Here is a 25838-nt window from a genome sequence, read left to right on the forward strand (position 1 = left end):
GGAGTCATATGATAAAAGCAATCTTTTTTGATATTGATGGCACGCTGATTGCCAGCAACGGCAAGGCGCTTGCCAGTACCCGTGAAGCCATCAAACAGGCCCAAGCCAATGGCGTCCTCTGCGGCATTGCCACCGGACGTGGTCCGGTTGATTTAGAGAAGGTGATCGATTACTTGTCGTTAGACATGTTTATCACCTATAACGGCCAATATGTCTACACGAAGGAAAACTTGATTTATGCTAAACCTTTTCCAAAACAAACGCTGGAAGCGATCGTAGAATACGCAGATGAAAATTACCGCCAAGTCATGTTTGGCGGAGAAACCCAAGTGGCTGGCAGCTTAACGATCCGCTTAAGCCAATCACCCGTAATGCAGCGCTACTTACGCTATGTGCCCAAAAAATTTCCCGTCGGTTTTTTAAAGAAAGTCTTGCAGCGCTTTAGTCCCAATCGCAACGCCAAACGCTATGAATCGTTGGATATTTTACGAGAGCCCATCTATCAGTGCATTATGCTGAGCCCTGAATCAGAGCGCGAAAAATTACGGTCCAAGCTGCCGCAATGTGATTTTAAGCGATCCAATGCCTATTCTGTTGACATCGTGCCGAAAAACGGTTCGAAAATCAAAGGCATCAAAGAGTTTTTGGCCTATGAAGGGATCGCGATGGAAGAAGCGATGGCATTTGGGGATCATTTTAATGATGTGGAAATGTTAGAAGGCGTGGGGATCGGGGTTGCGATGGGCAATGCCCAGCCCATCACTAAAGCCAGTGCTGACTTTGTGACGGATACCAACGATCATGACGGCATCAAGAAAGCCTTGATCCATTTTGGCATCATTGCCGAGGATGCCCAAGCCAGGGAATAAAAAAATAAGCAAGTAGCCAATCTATGAAGCAACGTAGAAGACCGCGCAGAACCATAAAACAGAACCATGAGAAAAAGCAGAAAGAAGCGAGCAAAATGAGTCCATTTGAAATGACGGAAGAGTTTCATAAAACCTTTGATCCAACGCGACCGCCATATCCACAAGCTTTTTCAGCGGAAAAAGCCCAGTTTCGTGCTGGTTTTAAAATTGAAGAATTAGTTGAGTTCCTTTATGCTGCCAGCAACAATGACGAAGAGACCTTTCAAGCAGGCCTGGAGCATTTGCATCAAGCGATCGATCAAGCCCAAGCCAAGCTGGCTGCCAAACAACAGCCTGTCAGTGATTTTCTAGTAGAACAAGTCGATGCGCTTTGTGATCTACTGTATTTTACCTATGGCTCGTTTTCACTGTTAGGGGTCGATCCAGCGCCGATCCTGGCTATCGTTCATGACGCCAACATGGGAAAACTTTTCCCAGATGGGCAGCCCCATTATGATCCTGAGACCCACAAAGTCATGAAGCCGAGCGATTGGGAAGAACGGTTTGCTCCTGAACCGCGAATCAAGGCAGAAATCAACCGCCAATTGGCACAAAAACAAGCGCAAGCCCAAGAACCGTCAGAATAAAAACCAAACGTGCCAGTTGCCCGTTCCGATTGCTTATCAGCAAAAGGAGTGGTGCAACTGGCACGTTTGGTTTAATCAAAGAAAGTGTAGTAAAGGGTTCTGACAGCGGCTTTTTCTTGTTCTTTGTGGATACCGAACATGATGCTGACCTCAGAGGACCCTTGGTTGATCATCTCTAAGTTGATATTTTTCCGCGCAAGGGCAGCGGTACTGTCGGCAGTGATCCCGACTCGTTGACGCATTCCTTCACCAACGACGACGACCATGGATAGATCGTGGGTCATTCGCAGTTCATCGGGATCGATCTCGTAGGCGATCTTGCGCAGCAGTTCTTCTTCCAATACTGGATTCAACTGGTTGGAGCGCATAATGATCGAGATATCATCGATTCCTGAAGGCATGTGTTCATAATTTAAATCAAATTCACGAAAAATCTCTAAGACCCGTAACGTGAACCCAACTTCGCGGTTCATCAAGTATTTGCGGATATAGATCATACAAAAGCCTTCGTCACTGGCAACGCCGATCACGGGCTGATCCAAATTGTCTCTCTGGTTGGTGATCAAGGTACCAGGATGACTTGGATTATTGGTGTTTTTGATCACCACGGGAATTTTCGCATGGTATGAAGGCATCAAGGCCTCATCGTGCAACACAGTAAAGCCCGCATAAGACAGCTCTCGCATTTCTCGGTAGGTCACTTCTTTGATGGACTCTGGATGATGAACATAGCCTGGATGAGCAGAAAAAATCCCATCGACATCGGTAAAGTTTTCGTACAATTCTACTTGCAGACCAGCCGCCACGATGGCACCAGAAATATCTGATCCTCCTCGAGAGAAGGTACAGATCTCGCCGGCTTCTGTGTAACCAAAGAAGCCAGGAATCACTAAGATTTCAGGACTGTCGCGCCATTGTGCGATCTTGGCGTACGACTTGTTCAAGATACGGGCGTTTTGAGGTTCATCCGTCACCAGCAACCCAAGTTCTTGCGGATTCATGTAGCGAGCAGCTAACCCACGGCTTTGTAAAATCCCTGCGATCAATTTGGCATTGTTGTCTTCGCCGCTTGCCAAGACCGTATCATAAAGATGCGGATTGTCTTGAGTAGGCAGTGTTTGAAAAGCCGCCAATGATTGCCAGATGCGGTCCAAATGGACTTGTTCGATATCAAAGGGGGCAGCGATCGCTGTATAGCGGGCATAGATTTCTTCTATTAAATCAGTGATTTCTTCTTGAGCACACAGACGGGTACAGACTGCTAGTAACAGATCGGTGACTTTCTGATCGTCGCTGGAACGCTTACCAGGCGCTGAAACAACAACAAACCGTCTTTTAGGATCACTTTCAATTATCGCAACAACTTTTTCGACTTGTTCGGCTGAGGCAAGGGAACTGCCTCCGAATTTCGCTACTTTCATTTGACATTACTCCTGTTCAAGCTTTTTACTAGAGTACAGTTTCAATAGGGAGAAATCAAGCGGTTTCTTGAAAAAAATCGGAAAAATCAGAAAAAAAGTCACTTGTTGATGTAAATTTCACGATTTGTTTTCATTATCGCTGGAAAAGCCGTGATTTATTTTATTCGATGCGAAAAAAGTCGATCTTTTTTGCCTCAATCTAATGCTTGATTTTTTTCTTTATGCTATAATCTAGCGTAGATGCTTTTTTATAAAGGGACTATCTGTCCTTTTTATACTCAACGAACTTATCAATCAATCTGCTGATCAGCAGGTTTTAGACGAAACATGTATATTTGAAAATTGGAGGAACCACAAAATGGGAACTAATATCATCTTTGGAATTGTCATTGCCATCATCATCATCGCAGCGGTCTTGTATGCAATTGGCTTTTTCATGCGGAAGAAAAACCAAGAAAAGCTGAATGACTTGGAAAAACGCAAAGAAAATCTGTTTGACTTGCCGGTGATCGAAGAAGTCGATGAAGTAAAAAGAATGCACTTGGTTGGTCAAAGTCAAAACACCTTCCGTGAGTGGAACCAACAATGGACAGATATCTCCACAAAATCTTTTGCTGAACTTGAAAGTCAAATCTTTGAAGTGGAAGAGCTGAACGAACGCATCCGCTTTTTCAAAGCAAAAGGGGCGATCGTCCAAGCCGAAGCGACCATGGACGAGATGGAACGCCAAGTGGAAGAGATTCGCGCAGGCTTGAAAGAATTACGAGAAAGTGAAGAACGAAATTCACTGGAAGTTCAAAAAGCGCTGGACGTTTACGAAGACTTGAAGAAGAAGCTGCGGGATCAAGGCGAAGAATTCGGTCCTGCCTACAATGAGCTGCAAAAACAAATCAAAAACATTGAAATTGAGTTCACCCAATTTGTTACCTTAAATACTTCAGGCGATCCTGTGGAAGCACGGGAAGTGTTAGACCAAGCGGAAAAACACACCTATGAAGTGGAAGACCTAATGAAACGGATCCCAGCGGCGTACGAAGAATTAAATCGTACCTTCCCTGATCAGTTGAAAGAAATCCAAGAAGGTTATAAAAAATTATTAGAACAAAAATATGTGTTCCCAGAAGCAAACTTCCAAGAAGAAATCAACCGTGTGAAAAAACGGGTTGAAAACTCCATGAACGATCTAGCGAAAACAGAAGTCGCTTCCGTTGAAGTGGCAAGCCGTGATACTGCAAGTGATATTGATGCCTTGTATACGGTTATGGAACGTGAGATCAATGCCAAGAAATATGTCATGAAAAATCGTCAGATCATCGAAGACTACATTGACCACGCAACGAAGAACAACCGTCAGTTGTTGATCGAGTTGGATCATACGGCACAAAGCTATACTTTGAATCATAATGAATTGGGTCGCGTCCGCGGCTTCCAAACCGAAGTGGACGAATTGGCTCGCCGCAACAACGAGTACTTACCGAAATTGGAAAAACATGAAATTCCTTATTCAGAAGTGCAAAGCTTCTACAAAGATGCCTACAAGATTTTGGATGATGTGGAAAGCCAGCAAGTCGAAATCGATGATTCTCTTGCGGAATTACGTCGTGGCGAAAAAGTTGCACAAGAAAAAGTGGAAAGCTTCGAATTCCGTCTACGCAACTTGAAACGGTTTGTTGAGAAACAACGCTTACCTGGTTTGCCAGGCGAGTATTTAGAATTCTTCTTCGTGGCAACGGATCGTGTCGAAGAATTAGGCAAAGAATTGAACAAGATTCGCATCAACATGCAAGAAATCAATAAATTGGTTTCTGTCTGTGAAGAAGATCTTGATCTTTTAGATGAACAAACAAAAGACTTAGTGGATGCTGCGGCATTGACTGAGCAAATGATGCAATATGCCAACCGCTATCGTCATTCTCATCCAGATATCAAGGCAGCGATCGACAAATCACTTTACTTGTTTAGTAAAGAATATCGCTATCAAGATGCGCTAGATGAAATCGGCACAGCGTTGGAACGAGTAGAACCAGGTGCCTTCAAACGGATCGAAAACTTCTACTTCAATAACCGCGACTTAGTATAATACGAAAGCCAGCAGTGAAAAACTGACTGGCTTTTTTCATGGAAAGAATGGCTCGCTGCATGAGTACCGCTTACGAAGGAAGGAAAAGTTTCCTTTAAAAAAAAGCCAAAGCCAACGAGTCACCTTGAAACTCAGCCCAAGAGCAGTTATAATGGGAAAGAATTTTTTTAGAGAAAGGGTCCTATCATTGATCTATTTTGACAACAGTGCAACAACCGCTATTTATCCACAAGCTTTGAATACATATGTCCAAGTCAGTCAGCGAATTATCGGCAATCCCTCAAGCCTGCATGATTTAGGAAATCAAGCCAATCGTCTGCTGCAGCAATCTCGTCAGCAGATCGCCGATCTGTTAAACGTTTCTTCCAAAGAGATCGCATTTACCAGTGGGGGAACTGAAGGAGACAACTGGGTCATCAAAGGGTCTGCTTTAGCGAAAAAAGCCTACGGGAATCACCTGATTATTTCCAGTATTGAACACCCTGCCGTCAGTGAAACAGCGGCTCAATTAGCCGAGTTAGGGTTTGAGGTCAGTGTTGTGCCTGTCGATGCCCAAGGCTTTGTCAACGTGTCTGAATTAGCAAACATGATTCGCAAAGAAACGATTTTGGTTTCGGTGATGGCGGTCAATAATGAGGTAGGGTCGATCCAACCGATCCATGAGATCGCAGCTGTGCTAGCTGACCATCCAACGATCCATTTTCATGTAGATGCCGTCCAAGCCATCACAAAGGTGCCGCAAGAACAATGGTTCAATGAGCGGGTCGATTTTGCCGTGTTCTCTGCGCATAAATTTCATGGACCTCGTGGCGCAGGCTTTATCTATTGGAAACAAGGCCGTAAGCTGGCGCCATTGATGACCGGCGGTGGGCAAGAGCAAAACCAGCGCAGCGGTACCGAAAACGTACCAGCAATCGTTGCTATGGCAAAAGCCCTACGTTTAGCGACAGAACAAAAGGCTGAAAAGCCGAACCATGTTCAATTATTAAAAGGCTATTTGCAAGAAGCACTGGCTGGGTACGAGAAAGTCACGCTTTTTTCTGGCACAGAAGGGTTTGCGCCGCACATACTTTGTTTTTCATTAAAAGGGATCCGAGGAGAAGTTTTAGTCCATGCCTTTGAAGAAAAGCAAATCTATCTTTCGACGACGAGCGCTTGTTCCTCCCGTAAAAAGATGGCCAGCAGTACGCTTCATGCGATGCACGTTCCAGAACAGTTAGCAACATCGGCTGTTCGTATCAGTTTAGATGAGAGCAATACAATGGCAGAAGTCGAGCAGTTTCTGATCGTCTTCCACCAATTGTACCAAAAATTTTCGAAAATCAATTAAGCACGACAGACCACTATAAAATCAATCCAAATCAAAGGAGTTTTCTCGTGAATTATTCAGAAATCATGGTTCGTTATGGCGAACTGTCAACAAAGGGCAAAAATCGTCGTAGTTTTATTATGCAATTAGCTTCAAACGTCAAACGTACCTTAGCAGATTATCCCCAAGTCAAAGTTCATGCCGAGCGAGATCGCATGCACTTGCTATTGAACGGTGAAAACAGCCAAGAGATCATTCCTAAGCTGCAAAAAGTCTTTGGGATTCAAAACTTTTCCCCCAGCATTCGGGTCGAAAAAGATATCGAAGTATTAAAGAAAGCCGTTCAAGACGTCATGGCAGAGATCTATACGGGCGTTGAGACCTTCAAAATCACAGCCAAGCGCAGTGATCATTCGTTTGTGCAAGATAGCAACCAGTTGAATTTGACCTTAGGGAATGCGGTGATCGACCGTTTTCCTGATATCAAAGTCCAAATGAAAAAACCAGACATCAATTTGCGTGTAGAAATACGGATCGATGGCGCTTATTTGTCTTATGAAACGATCCAAGGAGCCGCTGGTCTGCCAGTGGGCACCAGTGGAAAGGGAATGTTGATGCTTTCTGGCGGTATCGATTCGCCAGTCGCAGGCTACTTTGCTATGAAACGCGGCGTTGAGATCGAAGCGGTCCATTTCGCAAGTCCTCCTTATACGAGTGAACAAGCGTTGCAAAAAGCCAAAGATTTAACGAAGAAGCTTGCGCCTTATGTGGGAAGCATCCAGTTTATCGAAGTTCCGTTTACAGAAATCCAAGAAGAAATCAAAAATCGTGTGCCACAAGGCTATTGGATGACCATCACCCGTCGGATGATGCTGCGTTTGACGGATGCGATTCGGGAAGCTCGTCATGGCTTGATCATCTTAAATGGTGAATCATTAGGACAAGTGGCTTCACAAACTTTGCATAGCATGGTCGCCATCAATGAAGTAACCAATACGCCGATCGTGCGCCCAGTGGCAACGATGGACAAATTGGAAATCATTGAAGTTGCCGAAGCCATTGATACCTTTGAATTATCAGTTCAGCCGTTTGAAGATTGCTGCACAATCTTTGCACCTCCTCAACCAAAGACGCGCCCAAGACTGGATAAGGTCCACCAGTATGAAGAACGTCTCGATATCGAAGGGATGATGGAACGTGCAATGGCTGGGTTGAAACTGGAAGCAATCACGGCAAATCAAGAGAAAGCAGCAACGGAATTCGCTGAATTTTTATAATAAAACCCCGATTTTAATGCTACGACCACAACTGTTTTTGAACATTTGTGGTCGTTTTTCATCGAGTGAGAGAGTTTGTGAATATTTTCTTGCTATTGAAAATGGAACATGCTACACTCAATATGTGAATCATTTAACAAGGAGGGTGGACAGGATGGAAGCATTAAGAGATAAAAAACTTCCGAAAGCGACGGCAAAACGTTTGCCAGCTTATTTACGACACTTAAAATTACTGGATGCCTCTGGTATTCAGCGAATCAAATCAAAAGAGTTTGCAGAAATCACGCAAGTTCCTTCAGCCACGATCCGCCGAGATTTTTCTCATCTAGGAGAATTGGGCAGAAGTGGCTATGGCTATGATGTTCCTTATCTGATTGAGGTATTGAGCTATATCTTAGAAACCAATGAAGAGAAAAAAATCGCCTTGATTGGTTATGGAAATTTAGGAAAAGCGTTAGCCAACAACAATTTTCGCAGAAATGAAAATCTTTCCGTGGTCGCGGTTTTTGACAATGATCCAGAAATGATTGGTCAGACCATTAGTGGGCGTTATGTCTATGGAATGGATCAATTGGCGGAAGTCGTAGCAGAAAAAGGGATCACCGTAGCGATTTCGACCGTTCCTAGTCGTTATTCGCAAATGGCGATCGATGCGATCGTGGATGCTGGGATCACAGCGATTTTAAATTTTGCCCCTGATCCCGTCATCGTGCCAAAAGACGTCAATATCCAATACATTGATTTGACGACAGAATTGCAAACATTGATCTTTTTTGATACGACCTACTCGCAAAAATCGAAAGTCTGAGCAAATCCTTTTCGTTTTTTGATAATCTTTCTTATACTGGGAGAAAATGCTATAGGAGAGATGTTATGCAAGTTACACGCAAAGAAACGGTTTATGAGATGCCTGGCAACCAACCAAAAGTAGGGGATAAAGCAGCTGATTTTCGCTTGAAAAGTTTAGAGGACAAGGAATACACACTGACTGATTTTTTAGGAAAACCAACGATCATCAGCGTGGTTCCCGATATCGTGACACGCGTCTGTGCATTGCAGACCAAGCGTTTCAACCAAGAGGCAAGTCAATTGGATGACATCCATTTTGTCACGATTTCTAACAATACAAAAGAAGAACAAGCGCAATGGTGCGGCCAAGAAGGTGTCGACATGATCATGCTTCATGATCCGGCGAATACCTTCGGTGAGGCCTATCAAATCATGATCCCAGACTTCGGTCATTTTGCCCGAGCAATTTTCGTTTTAGACCGTGAAGGCGTGATCCAACACGTTGAGATCGTGCCTGAGATCTCCCACGAACCGGATTATCAAGCAGCCATTGATGCTGCGAAAGCAAACCTCTGATTGACTTTCAAAAAAGTTCATTGTAGAATGTAGCAAGATGAAACAAGAATCTATGATAGCAAGACAATGTTCAAGAGGAGTATCAGTGACCCTGGCGGTCAGAGAGAAGTCGGTCGGTGCAAGACTTCCCCAGACACTGAAAAGGTAGCTTGAAGGTCTTTGATCCGAACCGCGGTTTGTTTCTTGTAGACAAAGGCGCACAGTAAGATCAAGCGCGTCGTGAACGTTACCTCACGTCAAAGTGGCAGAGCAATCTGCAATTTAGGTGGTACCGCGTATCAGCGCCCTAATGCCTCGGCATTAGGGCGCTTTTTGCTGTGAATCACTGCGAGTGGCCCACAAAGTGGGACAGAGCAGATGATGAACAGTACTAGGCGACCATAGGGAGCGTAGTAACCAAACTAGGAATCACTGCGATTGGCTTGCGAAGCAAGACAGAATAGATGATGAACAGTACTAGGCAACCATAGGGAGCGTAGTAACCAAACTAGGAATCACTGCGATTGGCTTACGAAGCAAGACAGAATAGATGATGAACAGTACAAGAAGTCATCAAAATTGGTTCACGAAGCGAGTCAGATCGGTTGCCAAAAGCCCTAAGACACAATAGAGGATCACGGAAGTGTGCCTTGACCTCTGTAAGCAACGTTTTTTTACGAACAACAAGCGTGGCGTCAACAAACAGCTGATATTTACCACGGCACTAATCCTGAACGATTCAAACATTGTCACGCTTTACCCAGCAACAGGCACAAAAAAACCACACCAACCATTACGTCTAAAAAACGTAACTTTAGGAGGACCAACTATGACAGAAACTGAAAATCTATCCACCAAGTACAATCCCCAAGAAGTAGAAGCGGGGCGCTACCAAGATTGGTTAGAACATGACCGTTTTAAACCAAGCGGCAACAAAGAAGCAAAACCTTATTCTATCGTGATTCCACCACCAAACGTAACAGGAAAATTGCACTTAGGTCATGCCTGGGATACCACGTTACAAGACATCATCATTCGTCAAAAACGGATGCAAGGGTATGACACCTTATGGTTACCAGGTATGGACCATGCCGGGATCGCTACCCAAGCCAAAGTAGAAGAAAAGCTGCGGGAACAAGGGATCTCTCGCTATGACCTTGGTCGGGAAAAATTTGTTGAACAAGTATGGGATTGGAAAGAAGAATATGCCGGTCACATTCGGGAACAATGGGCGAAACTAGGTTTATCTCTAGACTATAGCCGTGAACGATTCACGTTAGATGATGGATTATCCGAAGCGGTCCGTAAAGTTTTCGTGACGCTATATGAAAAAGGCTTGATCTATCGTGGCGAGTACATCATTAACTGGGACCCGCAAGCCCGCACGGCATTATCTGATATTGAAGTGATCCACAAAGACATCGAAGGTGCTTTTTACCATATGTCTTACGAGTTAGCAGATGGCAGCGGTGTGGTGGAGATCGCAACGACTCGTCCAGAAACGATGCTGGGGGATACAGCAGTCGCGGTTCATCCAGAAGATGAACGTTATCAAGCATTGATTGGTAAAAAAGTGATTTTGCCTTTGGTCAATAAAGAGATCCCAATCATCGCAGATGAGTACGTGGACCAAGAATTTGGAACTGGGGTCGTAAAAATCACTCCTGCCCATGACCCGAATGACTTTGAGGTCGGTAACCGCCATGACCTACCACGGGTCAATGTCATGAATGATGACGGAACAATGAACGACTTAGCAGGTACTTATGCAGGCATGGATCGTTTTGCTGCTCGTAAGCAAATCGTGAAAGACTTAGAGGCGTTAGGTCGTCTGATCAAAATCGAAAAAATGGTTCATAGCGTAGGGCACTCAGAACGGACAGGCGTAGTAGTCGAACCTCGTTTGTCGACACAATGGTTCGTAAAAATGGAGCCATTAGCAAAACAAGCCATCGACAACCAAGAAACCGACGATGCGGTGGACTTTTATCCGCCACGTTTCAACCAAACATTCTTACGTTGGATGGAAAATGTTCATGACTGGGTGATCTCTCGTCAGTTGTGGTGGGGCCATCAAATCCCAGCTTGGTACCACAAAGAAACGGGAGAAATGTATGTAGGACTTGAAGCGCCAGCAGATGCCGAAAATTGGCAACAAGATCCAGACGTATTGGATACCTGGTTTAGTTCTGCTTTATGGCCGTTTTCAACAATGGGGTGGCCAGATGAGACCAATGAAGATTTCCAACGCTACTTCCCAACGAATACATTAGTGACCGGGTACGACATCATTTTCTTCTGGGTAAGCCGTATGATTTTCCAAAGCTTGGAATTTACTGGCAAACGACCATTTGAAAATGTCTTGATCCACGGATTGATCCGTGATGAACAAGGTCGCAAAATGAGTAAGTCTCTTGGAAATGGGATCGATCCGATGGAAGTCATTGAACAATACGGTGCCGATGCGTTGCGTTGGTTCTTATCAAATGGCTCTGCACCGGGACAAGACGTGCGTTTCAGCTATGAGAAAATGGATGCCGCTTGGAACTTCATCAATAAAATTTGGAATGCTTCCCGTTTCGTCTTGATGAATGTCAGCGAAATGACTGCCGAAGACATTGATTTTTCTGGTGAAAAATCAGTGGCGGATCGTTGGATCTTGACGCGCTTGAATGAAACGATTGAAAAAGTCACTGACCTTTTTGAACGCTTCGAATTTGGGGAAGCGGGTCGTCAATTATACAACTTTATCTGGGATGATTTCTGTGACTGGTACATTGAAATGTCGAAAGAAACTTTATACGGTGACAATGAAGCAGTGAAACAAGTCAATAAGAGCATCTTAGTCCATGTTCTTGACCAAATTTTACGCTTATTGCATCCAATCATGCCATTTGTTACAGAAGAAATCTGGAGCAAACTGCCGCATACAGGGGAATCATTAGTCGTTGCTGAGTATCCACAAGTGGCACCAGAATGGACCGATGAAAAAGCGGCGCAAGGGATGGAAGTGTTGAAAGAATTGATTCGTTCGGTTCGAAACATCCGTGCAGAAGTAAACACACCACTTTCGAAACCAATCACTTTGCTGATCCAAGCAAATGAACCTGAGATCGAAGAATTCTTGATCGCCAACAAAAACTATATCGAACGCTTCTGTAATCCAGAAGAACTAGAAATCTCTAACAGCTTACAAGCCCCTGAATTGGCGATGTCAGCTATCCTATCAGGTGCGACGATCTACTTGCCGTTAGCTGGGTTGATCAACATTGAAGAAGAAATCGCGCGTTTGGAGAAAGAACTAGCGAAGTTCACCCAAGAAGTTCAACGGGTACAAGGCAAACTGGCGAATGAACGCTTCGTTGCCAATGCACCAGAGGAAGTCGTAGCACAAGAACGCAGCAAAGAAGCCGATTATCTTGAAAAACAAAAAGCAGTCCAAGAACGGATCGAGCAATTGCGCACGATTCAATAGGAAGCGTCGACTGTCTGCAAACAAGCATCTCTTGTAGATGCTTGTTTTTGCGTAATCGATAGAAACCGTCAAACAAATTTCTCGTTTAAAGGAAAGAAATTGGGAAAGCTGTGGGATTTTTGATAAAATAAGAGCGAGGTGAAGGAGATGACAAGCGAAGAAGCAACAGCGTGGATCCATTCGCGTTTGGCATTTGGGCAAAGACCCGGATTGATGCGTGTCGAAGCATTATTAAAACGAATGGGCAATCCTGAAAAAAACATAACCATGATCCATATCGCCGGCACGAATGGCAAAGGATCAACCGTCAGCTATTTGCGCAGTCTTTTAGAAGAAGCTGGGCAGCAAGTGGGGACTTTTACTTCCCCGCACATTGAAGCGTTCAATGAACGGATCGAAATCAATGGACAATTTATATCAGATGAGGATTTGGTCGCTTGGGTGGAAAAAATCCAGCCGCTGGTTGCTGAAATCGATCGTGATGAAACCTTGACGGGCATCACTCAGTTTGAAATCATTACTGCCATGGCGTTAGGCTATTTTGAAGAAAAAAACGTCGATGTTGCGATAATGGAAGTTGGCCTAGGGGGACTTTTAGATAGTACCAACGTTATTTCCCCGATGTTGACAGCGATCACGACGATCGGCATGGATCATATGGATGTCTTAGGCGATACCATTGAAAAAATCGCTGCCCATAAGGCGGGAATCATTAAACCACAAATTCCCCTTGTGACTGGCAATATCGTTGAAAGTGCGCTTTCGGTGATCGATTTGAAAGCTGCAGAAGCACAGGCACCTGCGTATCATGCAGGGCAAGAGTACCGTGTGACCTATCGTCATCCTGATGAAGAGTGGGGCGAATTGTTTGATTTTGAAAATGAGCATGGCAAAATCAAAGGCTTGAAAACACCGATGTTAGGCCGCCATCAACCAGAAAATGCCGGTGTTGCGATCCAATTGTACAGTCTGTATTGCGACCTGCGGCAGCTGCCATTTTCAGCTAAAGAAATTCGTAATGGGCTAAGAAAGGCCTATTGGCCCGCCCGAATGGAACGAATCAGCAGTGAACCACTGGTGATCATCGATGGCGCCCATAACGTGCATGCCATGGCTCGCTTGGTGGATACGATGAAAGAAGAGTTCAGCGACTATCGCATCCATGTGCTGTTCTCAGCCTTAGAAACCAAAAACGTCAATGAGATGCTTCAGCAATTGCTGGCAATTTCGCAAGCCGAGATTTATTTAACGACCTTTGATTTCCCAAAAGCATTGCATTTAGCAGACGGCTATCAGGAACTCGATGAAAAACGAATCTCAACCGTCTCTTTATGGCAGTTTGGCTTGGCAGAATTATTAGAAAAAATGACCAATGAAGATTTGCTGCTGGTGACAGGATCGTTGTATTTTGTTTCAGAAGTTCGTGAATTGTTGTTGGCAATAGGAGGAAGAAATGGCTAAGTTACGTGGTGTGATTTTCGATATGGACGGCTTGATTTTTGACACGGAGCTGCTCTATTACCAGGCTACTCAAATCGTGGCGGATCAAATGGGGATTCCCTATACAAAAGAGTTGTATTTAGCTTATGTGGGGGTCTCGGATGAAGAAGTCTGGGCAGCTTACCATGAGCGGTTCGACGAAGCCTTTGGCCATCAAATGATCGAAGACTTTATCCAAGCGGCTTTTCATCAAACGCTGGAAATGTTCCAACGGGGCGAGGCTGAATTGAAGCCAGGTATCCACGAGTTATTGCATTATCTTGATGAGAAAAAGATTCCCCGAGTGTTGGCGTCTAGCAACCAGCGCAAAGTGATCGATACCTTGCTGGAAGCCGCAGGCTTAAAGGCGGAATTTCCTGAGATCGTCTGCTTTGATGATGTCACACGGGCAAAACCAGATCCTGAGATTTTTGAAAAAGCCCACGCATTATTGGCGGTACCAAAAGAAGAATTGGTGATCCTTGAAGATTCGGCTAACGGTATTCATGCTGCTCATGGGGCAGGGATCTCAGTCATTATGATTCCCGATTTGATCGCGCCGACGACCATCATTGAAGAAAAAGTCTTGAAAGTCTTACCATCACTAGAGGATGTCCCAGATTTTCTAGAAACCGCCTTTTCGATCTAGCTGCGATTTTTTGCGCACCTGATTCATGAAATACTCTCTCCTTTGCGTATCTTTTATTAGACCGACGCAAAGGAGTTTTTTTATGATCAATGAAACTGTGATTCCCCAAAGTTCGTTTCCCCGAGAGCGTTTAGTAGAATATGGAGTGGATGCCCTTTCGAATCAAGAATTATTGGCCATTTTGCTGCGAACTGGCTCACGTCCTCTGAATGTCCTCGAGTTAGCGGCCAGTGTCTTGAATCGTTTTCAAGAATTGTATGAACTAAAGCAAGCGACGATCGATGAATTACAAGAAATTCGCGGCGTCGGACAAATCAAAGCCATCGAGATCAAAGCGATGATTGAATTAGGTGTGCGAATCCAGCGCTCCGCTCAACCAAAGTACGGTAAGGTCAACTCTAGTATGGCGATTGCCCATCAGTTGATCCAAGAGTTGAAGGATTGTCGTCAAGAGCATTTACTAGGGCTTTATTTGAATACGAAAAATGAGATCATTCAGAAAAAAACGATCTTCATCGGATCGTTGAATCAGTCGATCGCTCACCCACGGGAGATTTTTCATTGGGCGGTACGCTACAGTGCCGCCCGAGTGTTCGTCGTCCACAACCATCCCAGCGGCAGTCCCCTTAAACATAGTATCCTAAACTAGAGTACTCTAAGTACTCGAAGTTTAGGATTTTTTAATTACAGTGCTTTAACTATTAAATATATAAGGGTATTATTAATAGTAGTTAAAGTATTTAAAGGTGGTGGAAAGATGAAGGTTCAGAAAGTAATTGTGGAGGAAAAATCATATCCGTTATACATACTGCTAGATAAAGAATTTGAAGTGATAGAACCGGTTAAGCGATTTATAAAGTACTTGGATAATACGGGAAAAGCTCCAAATACCATTAAAACATATTGTTATCATCTCAAGCTGTTTTATGAATTTATGAGCCAAAGTAGAATCGAATTAGGAGATTTACAATTTGAGGATTTAGCAAACTTTGTAGGATGGTTAAGAAATCCAGCAGGGCATTTAAAGGTAATAGATATACAACCAAAGAAGGCTAAAAGAGAGGAAACATCAGTTAATTCCATACTTAACGCTGTAACTAGTTTCTTAGAGTATTTAAATCGCACAGAAAATTTTAAAGCTATAGATATGTCTAAAGAAGCAAGAGGAAGAAACTTTAAGGGGTTTCTTCACCATATTTCTAAAGGTAGATCCTATAAAAAAAATATTTTAAAGCTTAGGGTCAAAAAGAAACTTGTACAAGTATTAGAACATGGACAAGTCAAAGCAATAATTGAGGCATGTCATACCAAAAGAGATAAGTTACTTATTATGCTTATGTATGAAGGGGGACTTCGGATAGGAGAAGCATTATCCCTTCGTATTGAAGATATTTCAACATGGGATAACCAGATTAACATCAGGCCAAGAGATCATAATGAAAATGGAGCTTATATTAAACTTAAAAAAGAAAGAACTATTGATGTAAGTAAGGAATTAATGGCATTATATACCGATTACTTAGTACATGAATATGGGGAAGATTTAGATCATGATTATATATTTATTAATCTTAAAGATTCTTATTTTGGCCACCCTCTAAAATATCAAAGTGTATTAGACTTAATAAGAAGACTAGGAAAACGGACAGGGATTACTTTCACTGCCCATATATTACGTCATACGCATGCCACAGAGCTTATTAGAAGTGGATGGGATGCTGCATATGTACAAAAAAGATTAGGGCATGCCCATGTACAAACAACACTTGATACGTATGTTCATCTTTCTGATCAAGATATGAAGAATGAATATAAAAAGTATCTTCAAGGGAGAGAAACATGACAATGAAATTTCCAAGTGTAGCAACTAATCGAAAGCTTATCGCTAGTACAGAGATTAATAAAAAAATAGCTAATATGACAAGTGTTTTAAAAGGTTATTGGGCAGCAGATAGATGGGATATAAGAATTTGTCCGCATCCTAGTGCAATTGAGTTAAGTAAGAATCCGTCACTAAGAAATCGTTGGGTAAATTTCGATAAGGTGGAAAATGTCTGGTTGAAAACAGAATTAAAATATTTTTATTACCTTCACTTGAATAATGGAGCTTGGAATGCAAAATCCGTTTGGATTAGAAAGGGAACAGTGATAAGCCGGATGATGGGATTTTTAAATTTAAAATATCCTAATATTACATCGATAACCGAAGTGCCTATAAAAAAAGCTTTGACAGAATACCGGACCTACTTAACAGAACAAAAAGTAAAAACTACGACTACTAATTACAAACTTGATGTAAATCAGCAGAAAGTTACTGTACATGCGAATTCCTATTACGTTACTCATCTTAAGCAGTTTATGGAATTCTATGAGGACTTCTATTTTGATGGGGAAGAATGGGAAAAAGATGTTTGGAATCGAAGAAAATTATCATTACCGGAAGATAAGGTAAACCCAACATCCTACGAATATACGATCAACTTTAAGGGTTTTAAGAATAATTATTTTAAAGAAATAGTTAAGCGATATTGTAAACTAATGTTAAACACAGCTAGCTTTTCTCACGTAGTAGATATAGCTTCAAAATTAAAAGAATTTTTTAATTTCATGAACAAAAATTGTGAAGGTATACAAAGGATTCATCAATTAACTAGAAATGAAATTGAGCAATATTTTAATTATATTAATTTAAAAGGTTTAAAACCCAGTACTGTAACTGGACGAATATCTACTTTAGACGTTTTTTTTACTACAATTCAAAGATATGACTGGAAGGATACACCTTCTAAGATCCTTATCTTTCAAGAAGATTACCCTAAAGTGCCGAAGGCACTACCACGTTATATTGATGAACATATACTTGAACAATTAAATGGGAAATTAGATAAATTGGAACCTTATATTGCTACAATGGTTATGGTACTTCAAGAATGCGGGATGCGTATCAGTGAACTTTGTACATTGAAAAAAGGGAGCGTCATAACCGATAAAGAAGGGGATTGCTTTTTAAAGTATTATCAGTGGAAAATGAAGAAAGAGCATATCATTCCTATTTCTAAAGAAATTGCTGCATTGATATTAGTTCAAGAGCAAAGGGTGGCTGATGAACTCGATGATGGATGTGTATATGTGTTTCCCCGAAAAGATTGCTCACCATTGAAACAAGATACCTTTAGGGTTAAATTAAATGAACTAGCTTATGAAGAAAAGATAACGGACAGCAACGGAGAAATTTTTCGTTTTCATGCTCATGCCTTTCGGCATACAGTTGGCACTAGAATGATAAATAACGGAGTGCCACAACATATTGTCCAGAAGTTCTTGGGTCACGAATCACCGGAAATGACGGCAAGATATGCACATATTTTTGATGAAACCCTAAAGAAGGAATTTACGAAATTTAAGGAAACCTTAGTAACGAATAACGGTAGCATTCTGGATTTAAGTGAGGAAAATACTGAAGCTGACAATACAGATCTTCAATGGTTTAAAAAGAATATCAATGCACAGGCACTTCCTAATGGCTATTGTCGGTTACCAGTAATTGCAGGACCATGTCCTCACGCAAATGCATGTTTAGATTGTACGAATTTCTGTACAAGTAAACAATTTCTTACTGAACATGAAGAGCACTTAGAGCGAACTAAAGAAATACTAAATAGGGCTAAACAAAACCAATGGCAGCGTCAGGTTGAAACCAATGAACGTGTTAAAAATAGATTAGAACAGATTATTCATTCGTTAAAGGAGACGAATTAAAATGATTAGAAAAGGTAACACAACTGCCATAGTTCAGCTAGCTAAAGACAAGTCGGAGAAAACAAGAATTAGGGTTGAAAAGACAATTTCAGAGATGGCATTGAAAGAAGAGAAGATTAATTTTAATTCCGTTGCACAAAAAGCAAATGTTTCAAAGTCATGGCTTTACAAACAAAAAGATATTAGAACTAGAGTGGAGACATTAAGAGGGATGCAGATAAGTGAGTTAACCCCCCGTAAACCTAGTAAAAGCCCTCGTTCAGAGGACGTATTAATAAAAACCTTAAAAAGCCGTATAAAGGCGTTAGAAGAAGAGAATGAACGGTTAAAGGATCAAGTTCAAAAATTACATGGCAAGCTGTTTTAGCAGATTTGTGTTTCTTGGAATTTATTGGGCACTTTGAATTGGCTACCTAAAATGAAATCGCTAAAACCTTCAATAACTTCAATAGCCCATTTCCCTAAATGTGTTAAGGGGAAATGGGCTTTCTTCTAGTATTGTTGGCATGATCGCAGAAGTGTTTTATGCTCTTAAATAATACTTTTTAATATATTGCAAATACTCATTAGCACTTTTCTGTATCTCTTCGCCCTTCATATCCGAATTAGCACCGTAAAGTACAAACTCTGGTACATATTCAGCATGAATCTATGCACATAAAGATTTGAATGGTGTTAACATCTGGGTTAATGTATGCTTGTTTTTACCCATACTTGTAAATTCACCTTTTTTTACGCCAGCTGATATAGCTAATCCTAATTTTCGATTATAAAATATTCTTTTACCCTTTGATCCGTAAGCCCATCCATATATAATCACTTCATCGATCCATTTTTTTAATAATGAAGGAGAACTATACCAATATAATGGAAATTGAAAAATAATATTATCATGATTTTCAACTAATTCCTGCTCTCTTTTTACATTTATAATAAAATCAGGATACTCTCTATAAAGATCATGAATGGTAATTTCGTTTGAATAAGACGCTGCTTTTTCTACCCAAACTTTATTGATTCGAGAATTTGGCATATCTGGGTGAGAAACGATCACCAATGTTTTCATTGTTTCATCCTTAACATACTCAACTTTCGCACCAATAAAACAGTGTACGAAAGTTGAGTTACTTAAAAGTATTCTATTCTAAGAAATTCAAATTTGCGTGATTCCTAAGCTATTTATTTACAGCTTAAACTATAGAAGATGAACTAAACAATAACTAATCTTTACATAACTAAGTTATTACCCACGCTTTTTTAAACCTAATCCAGCTATTAAGGCAATGAGTATTGCCCCTGTAGCTGCAAGGAACGCATCTGAGTAGGACATAGCGTCCAATATATATAATGGATTTATCGGCTCAGTAGCATCACGTCGAGCGGATAATAATGCTCCAATCATACCTGCTCCAGTTCCTGCTCCAAGGTACAAAGCACCTTGGAAAATCCCCATTCCGACACCAACCTTGTCTGCATCGAGTGCACTTACTGCGGCGTTATTTGCGGGAGAATTCGTGAATGCAAAAGCAATCCCTACTCCGAGGACCCCCACGGAAACTAACAGAGGTGAAGCACCAGATGCATAGGTGGACAAGAATAAGGTAGACAGCCCCATCAGAGTCATCCCAGTAATTATCAGACGTTTATCCCCAAATCGATCAGAAAGACGGCCAACGAAGGGAGATAAGATTGCAACAGCCACACCACCTGGCAACAATATCATTCCAGCCTGTCCAGAAGAGAGTCCATTCACCTCAATGACTAGTAATGGGACGAACACAAGAACAGCGAAATAAGCAAACATCGAAAAAAATGCAATTATGACCGTATTGACATAATCCTTGTTATTGAACAGGACAGGTGGTACAAATGGATTTTCTGCGGTAACAATTCTCCAAATAAATCCCACCAAAGCTACAACAGAACCAATTAGGCTAGTTAACGATGAGAACGAAGAAAAACCAGAAGTTTCTCCTTGAGTGATGCCAAAAAGGAGTAATCCTACTGTGAGGCCGAGGAATAAACCACCAATGAAATCAAAGTTCTTATTGCTTCCTACGGATTCTGCCGGTTTAATTGTCGGTAACGCGTAGTAGGCACCAATAACAATCATAATGGCTAACAAAAATGTGAACCAAAACAAGGCATTCCACCCTAAATATTGACCAACTACTCCACCAAATATTGGACCAGCAGCAGTTCCAACACCAATACTTCCTGCGATAATTCCCAAAGCTCCCCCACGTTTTCCTTGTGGGAAAACCTTCGAAATTGCAATGACTGATAGAACTGGAATTGCGGACATCCCAGCACCCTGAACCATTCTTCCCAAAACCAACAATGGGAGGTTCGGGGCAATTGCACATAAAAGACTACCACTTGCCAGAATCATAATGGCAAAGATATATAGCTTTCGTAACTCAAAAAAGTCTGAGATTCGACCATAAATCGGAACTCCAATCGCAAGAACAAGTGCAATACCACTAACTATCCAACTCACTTGAGATTTCGAAGCTTCTAAATCTTTGCTTATTAGTGGAAGTACGGGATTGACTGAATCAGCCGTAATTGAACCTACAAGTACAGATAGGGAGAGTACCATCATTAAAAGCCTAGTAGAACCCCTTTTTTCAGATTGAATCATTTCTTTAGATTTACTATCCTTTTTCATTTTATTTCCTCCTAAAATATATTGTGATTTTAGGAGGCTAAATCCACTGCTTTCACCATAAACCTCACCTCATATCTATTTATATTGTAAAACCAAATCAACGAACTCACCATATTTCTACAGCATGATTAAAGATTCGGTTCTCCAAACTAACTGAACTGATCAAACAAAAAAAAGGCACCAGTTTAACAACCGGTGCCTAATCATTCGTATGCATTTTTACAAATGCAATAGATTCATAAATTTTTGCCCATTATATAAAAGGAGGCAAAAAGTTTTCCGGTAGTGTTTCCATTTTTTGTTTTTGTGAAAAAGGACATACTGATCCCGTTGTACCTAAATCCCCTGAAACTTTTACATGCTTTCTAAACTCGACATTAATGAAATCAATTCCCATTACTTTTTGCCTCCTTTCTCATATTGTGATAATAACACAATTATAATTGATGAAAAAGAAATAATCAACCCTACTTTTTTGAAAACCAATTTAAAGCTTTACTACTTTTACTTACATAATAAAGGCAGGTGCAGTATAAACTTTTTTAAATAGGTCTTCTTTAACGAGCAGGTAGCGTCAGTTAAAGTAGATAATTTAAGATCGAAATCATATTATAGATATTCCGAAATTGGGCGTGATTGTTGCAGGTCAAAAGCTTAATTCCTCGATAAAATAAAAAGGAATTAGTTTTTTTATTTGTGGTACATTCTTCTGACCGTAATCAATTGTCATCTAATAATTACATTGTATTTTTTCATTTGATTTAACACGTTAAATATATGTTCTTAAAGTAAAAACATTGATGTTAATGGATTTTTAGTAATTTACTCTTGATAAAACCCGTTACCAAGTAAAGCAGATACGATGATGACAGACAGGATGAACAAATTATGTGAATTGATGGGGATTCCTTTAATTGATCACGTGATTGTGGGAGGAGATAATCGAGAGTTTTTTAGCTTCAAGGAAAAAGGGTTGATATCTAATCCAAGAATTACTTTGACGAACGACTATAAAACTCTAGACTTTCCATCCCCAATGATAGCTGAGCGAGGGAAGGTAAGGTGAATGTGAGTGGATGGAGGCAGATTTACAGAAGAAGAGCTGGCTATTGCAAAGAGTGTTGATTTAACAGCAGTAGCTACTAACCTTGGATATACAGTAAAACGTGTGGGTAGATATCACACGCTGAAGGAAATGGACTCTGTAAGAATTTATGATAAAAGTCATTGGTTTCGCTGGTCAAGGCAGTATGAAAAGGGAAGCAACGGTGGTTCACAGATTGATTTCCTTCGAGTTTTTGCTGGAATGGAAGTGAAAGAAGCAGTGTTTTGGCTTTTGGACTTTGTGGGTTATCAAAGAATGCAGGAAGATAACAGAATGTCAGAATTAATGTATCGGGTAGAACCAGAATCACCAAAGGTAAAAGAGTTTGTACTACCATTACCAGCTAGGGATAATTCTTATTTGTACTCGTATCTAAGGGAAGAACGCGGATTAAGCGATCAGGTCATTGACTATTTTATTGATAAGGATTTGATTTATGAGAGCAGACATTATCATAATGTGGTCTTTAAGGGAAATGACAAAGACGGAATGACTAGATTTGCAAGTATGAGAGGGGTTTTTGATAGGGAAGGTTCTTCATTTAAATGCGATGTTGCTGGAAATGATAAGAACTATGGATTTAATGTAACGAATGCAGAAAGTTCTGAACTGATTGTATTTGAAGCAGCTATCGATCTTATGAGTTATACGGATATTTTTTCTGATTTTGAAACAAATAAGCTTGCTCTTGGAATGCTTGCAGATGCTCCACTGATTATGTTTCTAACAGAGAATCCACAGATCTCATTCATACGGTTTTGCCTTGATAATGATGAGCCAGGGAGAAAGGCTTCATTGGAATTATGTGAGAAATACTATGGACTTGGTTATGAAGTGGAGGATAGTCCACCACCAATTGGTTTTAAAGATTATAACGAATGGCTAGTGGCAAAGAAACGAGATTTGGAATTTCCAAAGAACTGTTCAGAAAAAGGGATGCATGCAAAATAAGCAGATTACGGTTTGGATTTGTATGCAAAACATTTGTCTACAGGAATTCTCCTAAAAACCAATGTCTATTGTTTTGATTTGTATTCAAAATTTATGTCCAGTGTTTGGGATTTAAGTGATAGCAGAAAGTGCCATCAAAACGAGGCAGTGATAGCAGAAAGTGCACTCACAAAGCAAAAGTGATAGTAAAAAGTGCTATCACAATTATAAGGTAATCAAAGTTAGGAAAAGTCTATATAAAAAGTGATAGCAGAAAGTGCACTCATAATTGCCATGTGATAGCAGAAAGTGCATTCACAAGGCAAAAGTGATAGCAAAAAGTGCTATCACTCGTATATAGAAGGGGGTTTAGGGGATTTTCCCCTAACTAGATGCTTCGAAAGCCAGAGATGGCTTAGAAGCGTATCTAGCAGTGGACACCGGGAACTTTACGGGGGACATTAGAGCAAGGATAGAATTCACAAAGACAGATAAGGAGGTGCAAGGGAGTGATGGAACAGGAAATTGAATTATTTACAAAACCAGAAGAAGTGATTCAGTGGATACAGAAAAGTGGTTTGTCTTTTGATTTTTCGGTTGAAGATGCAGAGATTCTTCTTGGTTATTTGGAAGGTCATGATTATACCATTGGACAAGACAAAGAAGGGACTCTCTATCGAACAGATATTGCAGAGGTTCAAGGTGAGACGGAAGTGTATTCAATGGATGAGGTAATTGATATTGTCTGCCAATGGAATTATGAAAAGATTCTTGAGGAAGATGAAGGTCGTAATAATCCAAAGGATTTCATGGATTTTACAGAGCATCAAAAAGAATATGAGAAATTGAAATTGGATGAAATGCGATTAGACAGATTATTTGATATGACTCGATTTGGAAGAGAAATGGAAGCGTTAGCAGTTAAGCTTGCGAATGAGTTCATAGAGAACCTGAATCAGCATAAAGAGATTGATACAGCCGTGCGTGTAGTATCTGAAGGTATACAGCAGAATTCAACAGGTAACAGAGGAAGGTGAGGAGATGGCAGATAGTATTCATTGTATTAAGAAGACGTTGCGTTTGATGCCAGAAGAGGCTAAAATTCTGGCAGAAAAAGCAAAGGAAGCTGGGATGAATGAAGCAGAGTATGTGCGCTTATTAATCCGACAGAAGCCAAACGACTATCCTGAGATTCGTAAACTCTTAAAGACATTGATTAATGAAGTGAATCGGATTGGAATTAATATCAATCAGATTGTCTTCAATCATAATTCCGGGCTATATTCGGAGGATGATAAGAGTCGATTGGTAGCATATATGAGAAAGTTGAATTCTGCTGTGAATGAGGTGGTGATGCAGATTGGCAATTAGTAAGATCCTTCATATGAAAGACTGTGGAGGACATTTTCATGGAAAGCACCTGAAAAGTTCACTGGAGTATATTTTAAAACCAGAGAAAACACAGGATGGCAGACTGGTAGGAGCAATCAATTGTCAGGTAGATACAGCATTTGAACAGATGAAAGAAACGAAACGACTATTTGGAAAGATTGATAAGCGGCAGGGATATCATTTGATCCTTTCTTTTAAAGAAAATGAGGTCGATCCAGATACTGCAATGGAAATCACACAGAAATTCGTTCAGGAATACCTTGGGAAAGAATATGAAGCTGTATATGCGGTTCATGATAATACGGAACATGTGCATTCCCATATCGTTTTTAACAGTGTCAGCTTTGTTTCAGGTAAGAAGTATCGTTATGAAAAAGGGGATTGGGCAAGAGATATTCAGCCCATAACTAATAGATTATGCGAAGAGTATGGTCTATCCATCATTGATATTGAAGAAGGAAAGGGAGAACGGGCAAATGAGAATTATAAGGACTGGAGCGAATACCGTGAAGGAAAGTTTGTTTGGGCAGATATGATAAAACGCGATTTGGATTCTTGTATTATTCAGGCAAATTCTTTTGATGACTTTGTGGATTTATTGAAAGAGAAAGGCTATGAAACAAAGCAGGGAAAGCATCTTGCTGTAAAACCTCCAGGAATGACACGGTTTAAACGATGTAAGTCGCTGGGAGAGAATTACTCCGAAGAGCAGATTTGGGAGCGAATCAAGAAGGAAGACTTGGAATTCTATCAGGCGCAGAAGGAATTGGCAAAACCGCAAATTGTGAAGTGCTATATAAAGCGATATAGGAGAGCTAGAATGTCAGGTCTTCAAAAGCGATATTATGCAAGGTTATATCGGACTGGGCAGCTAAAGAAGAAGCCCTATAGTCAGGTGTGGAAATACAAGAATGACATAAGAAAGATGCATAAACTTCAGCAACAATATCTGTTTTTAGCAAGGCACGACATTCACAATGTGGTCGATTTGGAAGCAACGATTGAGAATCTGACGGATAAGAGAAAGGATTCTTCATTTGAAAAGAGTAAAGTATATCGGGCACGGCAGAGATGTGTAAACTTATTTTCTATTTTGGATGAGTTAGAAGTATTGAAACCGGCAGAAGAGTCTTTTCAAAAAGGAGATGATTTTTTTATCGATGAACACAATCAATGGACTTTATTGTCAGAGCAACTCCTTAGCGAGGGATATACTCTAGAGGAGGTGGAGAAATTAGGAAGCTTTTACAAGGAACAAATAGCTTCTACAATTGCGAAAGAGAAAGCAGTATTTCGTGAATTGAATCTTGGAAAGTCAATCTGGAAGGATCTGATTTCAGACAATACAGAAAAGACAAAACAGGAAGAAATCAGTAAAGAGAAAGAAATAGACAAAGACAGGAAAGAGCAGCCAAAACGATAGGCTGTTATTTTTATGTAGACAATGAGACA

Annotated in this window: 21 protein-coding genes, 2 pseudogenes and 1 other annotated feature; of the genes and pseudogenes, 19 read left to right on the forward strand and 4 right to left on the reverse strand. The window is 41.0% G+C overall.

Features of this window, described 5'->3' with window-relative positions; all coding sequences use genetic code 11:
* The first annotated feature begins 8 nt into the window (after nt 1–8).
* Entirely contained in the window at nt 9–869 is an 861-nt protein-coding gene (locus QN079_RS03070; RefSeq protein ID WP_005225142.1) for a Cof-type HAD-IIB family hydrolase, read from the forward strand.
* Between the two features lie 95 nt (nt 870–964).
* Nucleotides 965–1495, forward strand: coding sequence for a pyrophosphohydrolase domain-containing protein (locus QN079_RS03075; RefSeq protein WP_142423626.1), 531 nt, complete (start codon nt 965–967; stop codon nt 1493–1495).
* Nucleotides 1496–1566: 71 nt separating this feature from the next.
* Here QN079_RS03075 and QN079_RS03080 read toward each other — a convergent pair whose 3' ends face one another.
* Nucleotides 1567–2916 (reverse strand): aspartate kinase, encoded by a 1350-nt coding sequence (locus QN079_RS03080; protein WP_142423627.1) that lies wholly within the window; start codon nt 2914–2916, stop codon nt 1567–1569.
* 358 nt (nt 2917–3274) lie between these two features.
* On the opposite strand from QN079_RS03080, the gene ezrA reads away from it, so the two are divergent.
* The 12 genes and pseudogenes from ezrA to QN079_RS03140 all read left to right on the forward strand — a co-directional run bounded on the left by ezrA (nt 3275) and on the right by QN079_RS03140 (nt 18655).
* Nucleotides 3275–4996 (forward strand): septation ring formation regulator EzrA, encoded by a 1722-nt coding sequence (gene ezrA, locus QN079_RS03085; RefSeq protein WP_005225145.1) that lies wholly within the window; start codon nt 3275–3277, stop codon nt 4994–4996.
* A 187-nt stretch (nt 4997–5183) separates the two neighbouring features.
* Nucleotides 5184–6326 (forward strand): cysteine desulfurase family protein, encoded by a 1143-nt coding sequence (locus QN079_RS03090; protein ID WP_074934654.1) that lies wholly within the window; start codon nt 5184–5186, stop codon nt 6324–6326.
* A 47-nt stretch (nt 6327–6373) separates the two neighbouring features.
* On the forward strand, nt 6374–7582 hold the full coding sequence (thiI, locus tag QN079_RS03095) for a tRNA uracil 4-sulfurtransferase ThiI (RefSeq protein WP_289230375.1): 1209 nt from the start codon (nt 6374–6376) through the stop codon (nt 7580–7582).
* A 154-nt stretch (nt 7583–7736) separates the two neighbouring features.
* A complete protein-coding gene (locus QN079_RS03100) occupies nt 7737–8390 on the forward strand; it encodes a redox-sensing transcriptional repressor Rex (protein ID WP_005225148.1) in 654 nt (217 codons plus the stop codon).
* Nucleotides 8391–8455: 65 nt separating this feature from the next.
* On the forward strand, nt 8456–8947 hold the full coding sequence (tpx, locus tag QN079_RS03105) for a thiol peroxidase (RefSeq protein WP_010747457.1): 492 nt from the start codon (nt 8456–8458) through the stop codon (nt 8945–8947).
* Nucleotides 8948–9004: 57 nt separating this feature from the next.
* Nucleotides 9005–9239: a binding site (T-box leader), on the forward strand.
* 516 nt (nt 9240–9755) lie between these two features.
* The gene (locus QN079_RS03110; protein WP_289230376.1) at nt 9756–12401 is read left to right on the forward strand and encodes a valine--tRNA ligase; all 2646 of its coding nucleotides are present in this window, start codon (nt 9756–9758) and stop codon (nt 12399–12401) included.
* Nucleotides 12402–12548: 147 nt separating this feature from the next.
* Nucleotides 12549–13862 (forward strand): bifunctional folylpolyglutamate synthase/dihydrofolate synthase, encoded by a 1314-nt coding sequence (locus QN079_RS03115; protein WP_289230377.1) that lies wholly within the window; start codon nt 12549–12551, stop codon nt 13860–13862.
* Nucleotides 13855–14529 (forward strand): HAD family hydrolase, encoded by a 675-nt coding sequence (locus QN079_RS03120; protein ID WP_121259944.1) that lies wholly within the window; start codon nt 13855–13857, stop codon nt 14527–14529. The genes QN079_RS03115 and QN079_RS03120 overlap by 8 nt, the downstream gene beginning before the upstream one ends.
* Before the next feature lie 82 nt (nt 14530–14611).
* A pseudogene (gene radC / locus QN079_RS03125) lies at nt 14612–15154 on the forward strand (RadC family protein); the annotation flags it as partial.
* Nucleotides 15155–15286: 132 nt separating this feature from the next.
* Entirely contained in the window at nt 15287–16372 is a 1086-nt protein-coding gene (locus tag QN079_RS03130; protein WP_000867971.1) for a phage lytic cycle repressor MrpR family protein, read from the forward strand.
* Nucleotides 16369–18288, forward strand: coding sequence for a tyrosine-type recombinase/integrase (locus QN079_RS03135; RefSeq protein ID WP_000178032.1), 1920 nt, complete (start codon nt 16369–16371; stop codon nt 18286–18288). The genes QN079_RS03130 and QN079_RS03135 overlap by 4 nt, the downstream gene beginning before the upstream one ends.
* Nucleotide 18289: 1 nt before the next feature.
* On the forward strand, nt 18290–18655 hold the full coding sequence (locus QN079_RS03140) for a DUF6262 family protein (protein ID WP_000619629.1): 366 nt from the start codon (nt 18290–18292) through the stop codon (nt 18653–18655).
* Between the two features lie 282 nt (nt 18656–18937).
* On the opposite strand, the gene QN079_RS03145 is transcribed toward QN079_RS03140, so the two are convergent.
* The 3 genes from QN079_RS03145 to QN079_RS03155 form a co-directional block, all read right to left on the reverse strand.
* Nucleotides 18938–19354 (reverse strand): NAD(P)H-dependent oxidoreductase, encoded by a 417-nt coding sequence (locus QN079_RS03145; protein ID WP_000855243.1) that lies wholly within the window; start codon nt 19352–19354, stop codon nt 18938–18940.
* Between the two features lie 177 nt (nt 19355–19531).
* Complete coding sequence (fexA, locus tag QN079_RS03150; RefSeq protein ID WP_032495690.1) at nt 19532–20959, reverse strand: chloramphenicol/florfenicol efflux MFS transporter FexA; 1428 nt, start codon at nt 20957–20959, stop codon at nt 19532–19534.
* A gap of 253 nt (nt 20960–21212) precedes the next feature.
* Entirely contained in the window at nt 21213–21356 is a 144-nt protein-coding gene (locus tag QN079_RS03155; RefSeq protein WP_002360221.1) for a hypothetical protein, read from the reverse strand.
* Between the two features lie 450 nt (nt 21357–21806).
* Here QN079_RS03155 and QN079_RS03160 point away from each other — a divergent pair.
* The 5 genes and pseudogenes from QN079_RS03160 to QN079_RS03180 all read left to right on the forward strand — a co-directional run.
* Nucleotides 21807–22025: pseudogene (locus QN079_RS03160) on the forward strand (JAB domain-containing protein); the annotation flags it as partial.
* 6 nt (nt 22026–22031) lie between these two features.
* Entirely contained in the window at nt 22032–23015 is a 984-nt protein-coding gene (locus QN079_RS03165; RefSeq protein WP_002415362.1) for a DUF3991 and TOPRIM domain-containing protein, read from the forward strand.
* 488 nt (nt 23016–23503) lie between these two features.
* Nucleotides 23504–24031: a hypothetical protein gene (locus QN079_RS03170; RefSeq protein WP_198052138.1), complete on the forward strand. Its 528-nt coding sequence runs from the start codon at nt 23504–23506 to the stop codon at nt 24029–24031.
* Nucleotides 24032–24035: 4 nt separating this feature from the next.
* Nucleotides 24036–24365 carry a plasmid mobilization protein gene (locus tag QN079_RS03175; protein ID WP_089201990.1) on the forward strand — a complete coding sequence of 110 codons (330 nt, stop codon included), beginning with the start codon at nt 24036–24038 and terminating at the stop codon, nt 24363–24365.
* Nucleotides 24355–25809, forward strand: coding sequence for a relaxase/mobilization nuclease domain-containing protein (locus tag QN079_RS03180; RefSeq protein WP_198472020.1), 1455 nt, complete (start codon nt 24355–24357; stop codon nt 25807–25809). The genes QN079_RS03175 and QN079_RS03180 overlap by 11 nt, the downstream gene beginning before the upstream one ends.
* The last annotated feature ends 29 nt before the right edge of the window (nt 25810–25838 follow it).

It is taken from the genome of Enterococcus sp. FZMF (assembly GCF_030263915.1).
Classification (GTDB): domain Bacteria; phylum Bacillota; class Bacilli; order Lactobacillales; family Enterococcaceae; genus Enterococcus_D; species Enterococcus_D casseliflavus.